The 3,018-nt window shown below is 67.7% G+C and carries 5 protein-coding genes; 3 read left to right on the forward strand and 2 right to left on the reverse strand.

The features are described from left to right. Positions 1 to 270, reverse strand: a 270-nt coding sequence (locus ACAM49_RS39505; protein ID WP_369640630.1) for a LysR family transcriptional regulator, incomplete at its 3' end; no start/stop codon positions are given. Positions 271 to 350: 80 nt separating this feature from the next. Between ACAM49_RS39505 and ACAM49_RS39510 the strand changes: the two genes are divergently transcribed. Then, complete coding sequence (locus tag ACAM49_RS39510; protein ID WP_369640631.1) at positions 351 to 878, forward strand: SDR family oxidoreductase; 528 nt, start codon at positions 351 to 353, stop codon at positions 876 to 878. Here ACAM49_RS39510 and ACAM49_RS39515 read toward each other — a convergent pair. Further along, positions 865 to 1,431: a hypothetical protein gene (locus ACAM49_RS39515; protein WP_369640632.1), complete on the reverse strand. Its 567-nt coding sequence runs from the start codon at positions 1,429 to 1,431 to the stop codon at positions 865 to 867. The genes ACAM49_RS39510 and ACAM49_RS39515 overlap by 14 nt on opposite strands. Positions 1,432 to 1,596: 165 nt before the next feature. Here ACAM49_RS39515 and ACAM49_RS39520 point away from each other — a divergent pair, with 165 nt between their 5' ends. Continuing rightward, positions 1,597 to 2,520, forward strand: coding sequence for a serine hydrolase (locus ACAM49_RS39520; protein ID WP_369640633.1), 924 nt, complete (start codon positions 1,597 to 1,599; stop codon positions 2,518 to 2,520). Between the two features lie 344 nt (positions 2,521 to 2,864). Continuing rightward, a partial coding sequence (locus ACAM49_RS39525) for a chromate transporter (protein ID WP_369640634.1) occupies positions 2,865 to 3,018 on the forward strand: 154 nt, incomplete at its 3' end.

Consider the following 3,018-nt stretch of genomic DNA (forward strand, 5'->3'; position numbering starts at 1 on the left):
CGCGCCGCCCGCCGTCGCCCGCCCGGTGCTGACCACCCGCTGCGCCGCCGACAACGCCGCCCGCGCGTCGGCCGCCACCGCGCGCCCCACCACGGTCGCCCGCACTCCGCGCGGCAGCCGCTCCAGCACCGGCGCCCCGATCTCCCGCTCCAGGGCGGCCAGCTGATGCGACAGCGCGGGCTGCGACATATGCAGGGCCGCCGCGGCTTCGGTAATCGATCCGGCGTCGAGCACCGCGACCAGGCATTCGAGGGCGCGCAAGGTAGGCATTCGGCAATTCTATGGAAAGCATCGAAAACATTCAGATCACGACGGGATGATCGCGTGGCTGCCCGACGCTCACTCCTGGCATGACGACATTGCAGAACAAGAAGATGGTGATCATCGGCGGCGGCTCCGGCATTGCCCGGCAGCTCGCGAATGACGCGGAATCAGCTGGCGCACAGGTAATCTCGGTCGGCCGCCCCGAACTCGACCTCGCCGACGAAGCCACGATCGCGGCCCTGGCCGCCCGCGTCGGCGAGCTCGACTACCTCGTCACCCTCGCCGCCGACCCCGCCAACGGCCCGGTCACCGCCCTCGACCGCGACGCCGTGCACCGGGCCTTCGATGCCAAGGTGATCGGCCCGCTCCTGCTGGCCAAGCATTTCGCCGACCGCTTCCGCCCGGGCGGCGCGATGCTGCTCTTCTCCGGCGTGGTCGCCTGGCGTCCCGCGCCCGGCCGCACGGTCATGGCCGCAGCCAACGCCGCCGCCTCGACCTTGGCCGCCGCCGGCCGCCCTGCTGGCCCTGACCAACCCGTTCCTGACCGGCACCACCCTGCACGTCGACGGGGGCGGCCGCTGGGCGTGAAAACCGGTGCGCTCAGGCGAGAATGAAGCTGAGCTGCTCGGCGAATCCGCCGCCCTGGCGCATCCACGAATAACCGAACCAGACGCCTGGCACGACCTCGCGGATCTCGTCGTAGACCTGCGGGGTCGGGGACGGTGCGTAGTCGAGGATCCAGGCCGGGCCGCCGTCCACCACCGAGGGTCCGGCGAACACGTTCGCTTGCCAGGCCTCGATTCCGGCACCCGTGATCCGATTGAGCAGATAGCCGCCCGCGGGGCCGGTGTAGAAGTCCTTGCCGATCCAGAGCAGCGGCGCCCAGGACTGCATCTCGCGCGGCGAAGCGACCCAGCCGTCCTTCGCACCGATCGGAACATTGCCGCGCGGGGCGTCCCGGTAGACCGCCCGCAACTGCGCGGGGTCGCATCTGGACCGCAGGGAATCCACGGTTGCTGATGTGTTGTCGGAGAACAGAACACAACCGTTGCCATAGTCCGCGTCGGCCTGGGCGAGCACCGGGACGAGCATGATCAGCACCCCGAAACCGAGGGGCACGAAGCTCTTTACGAGGGCTTTTCGGAGAATCTCACCGCTAGTACCCATCTTTGTCTCCACCGGGATGAATCCCGACCCACCAGCGATCTTAGTTCGCGACAAAATAGCTGGTCGGAACTGACGCCCAACCGAGACCGGATCGATTCGCAGTTAACAGGAAATTGACAGCTCCCCGCTGGAAATGTCTCGAGCTTCGTGTCGATGTATTGAGTCATGACCCCGATTCAGGCCCGCTCACCGCACGTCCGGTGGACTTGGATCGCGGCCGGCAGTTTCGTCGCCGTGATCTCCTTGGCAGCACTGGGCGCTCCGCGCGCCCTGGCCACCTCCCGCGACCAGATAGGTCTCGACCAGGTTCCGACGACTCCGCCGCCCGGCACGACACTGGTTGTCCCGCGCCCCATCTCGGTGACGGCGATCGCCCAGCAGATGCAGGCCGCCATCCAGGCCGCCTCGCCCGGCACCACGGTCGGCATCGACGTGGTGGACACCACCACCGGCGCGCCCGTGGCCAGCCTCAATGCCGACCAGCAGTTCTACACGGCCTCGGTGGTGAAGCTGCTCATCGCGCTCGACACGCTCGAAGACCAGAACTGGCAGCCGGATTCGGACACCGCCGAACGGGTCAGCGAGATGCTGTCGGCCAGCAATGACAATATCGCCGACTGGCTGTGGGATACCCGGGGCAACAACGCGATCATCGACCGCATGGTGAGCGCCATCGGTCTGAACGGCACCACCGCGCCCGAGGACATCGCGCAGTGGGGCGAAACCCTCACCACGCCAAGGGATGTGGTGGCCATCTTCCGCTACATCACCACGGGCATCCCGGCTCCGGCACGCGACCTGATTCTCGATGCGCTGCACAACGCGTCGGAGACGGCCTCCGACGGCACCAACCAGTACTTCGGCATTCCGGACGCGCTGACGGGCGCGACCTGGGCGGTGAAACAGGGCTGGATGGAACTGAACTCCTCCACCACCCTCGCCACCACCGGCCTGGTCAGCCCCGCACCCGACCAGCCCTACCGCTACGCCGTCGTGGTGCTGTCCACCCAGCCCGCCGGGACCGACTGGTCGGTCGCGGGCGCGGCCCTCACCGCCGGGGTGCAGCTACTACACGCGGTGCTGAAGTAGCACTGACGGTTTACGCGGAGCCCCAGGCGTGCAGCAGGTAGGTCCACTGGGCCAGGATCGAGGTGATGGTGTCGGTCAGATTGATGGCCGCCGAACCGAGATCGATAACCGGATGGTTGTTGTCCACGAGGTTCTCCTTCGATGCGATGAGTCGGGATTCCGGAGGCGCCGTTCGTGAGGCGCCGACCTCCACGCTATTGCAGTGTCAGTGCAATAGCCAAAGGATTGCCGAGCTTTTGTGACGCATCGCACCGGCGCAACCATCGGACATCCGGTGGCGACGGGATAGGGTCGGCCGTCGATTTCAGCGAACCGAATGTTCGCGAGCAGGAAGGAAGCCACGAGTGGTCGACCCGGCACCGCGGCCCGCGACGCCGCCGGTCCCCCTCCGGACCATCGCCCGCGAGTGGACCCGCATCGGCTGCCTCGGCTTCGGCGGCCCACCCGCCCACATAGCCCTCCTCCGCGACCTCTGCGTCACCCGCCGCGCCTGGATCC

It is taken from the genome of Nocardia sp. JMUB6875 (assembly GCF_041154655.1).
Classification (GTDB): domain Bacteria; phylum Actinomycetota; class Actinomycetes; order Mycobacteriales; family Mycobacteriaceae; genus Nocardia.

Bases quoted from the DNA above. Each gene is read 5' to 3' on its own strand.
- ACAM49_RS39510 (WP_369640631.1), top strand. From the start codon at position 351: ATGACGACATTGCAGAACAAGAAGATGGTGATCATCGGCGGCGGCTCC.
- ACAM49_RS39520 (WP_369640633.1), top strand. From the start codon at position 1,597: ATGACCCCGATTCAGGCCCGCTCACCGCACGTCCGGTGGACTTGGATC.
- ACAM49_RS39515 (WP_369640632.1), bottom strand. From the start codon at position 1,431: ATGGGTACTAGCGGTGAGATTCTCCGAAAAGCCCTCGTAAAGAGCTTC.